Origin of the sequence: Enterobacter sp. R-1.6.2, from assembly GCF_035064085.1 — a bacterium.
GTDB lineage: Bacteria > Pseudomonadota > Gammaproteobacteria > Enterobacterales > Enterobacteriaceae > Enterobacter > Enterobacter asburiae_B.
On record NZ_JASEYI010000128.1, the window covers coordinates 1 to 442 of the forward strand.

Annotated in this window: 1 protein-coding gene; it reads left to right on the top strand. The window is 60.6% G+C overall.

What is annotated here, in order from left to right:
- Positions 1-180: 180 nt before the first annotated feature.
- Positions 181-442: hypothetical protein (locus QMN93_RS26120; protein ID WP_058687437.1), on the top strand; the 262-nt coding region annotated here is incomplete at its 3' end.

The window sequence follows — 442 nt, forward strand, 5'->3', positions numbered from 1 at the left end:
TCGCGAAATTTCGCAGTCGCGACGCCAGAGACCGAGGGTTAGATCATGCCTAGCATTCACCTTCCGGCCGCCCGCTAGCGGACCCTGGTCAGGTTCCGCGAAGGTGGGCGCAGACATGCTGGGCTCGTCAGGATCAAACTGCACTATGAGGCGGCGGTTCATACCGCGCCAGGGGAGCGAATGGACAGCGAGGAGCCTCCGAACGTTCGGGTCGCCTGCTCGGGTGATATCGACGAGGTTGTGCGGCTGATGCACGACGCTGCGGCGTGGATGTCCGCCAAGGGAACGCCCGCCTGGGACGTCGCGCGGATCGACCGGACATTCGCGGAGACCTTCGTCCTGAGATCCGAGCTCCTAGGGATCGCCTCAGAAAACGGAATCTATGGTCACTCCCGTTTTTGCAACACCGATTTTGACGACAAGTTGGCTTGCTTGAATCTAT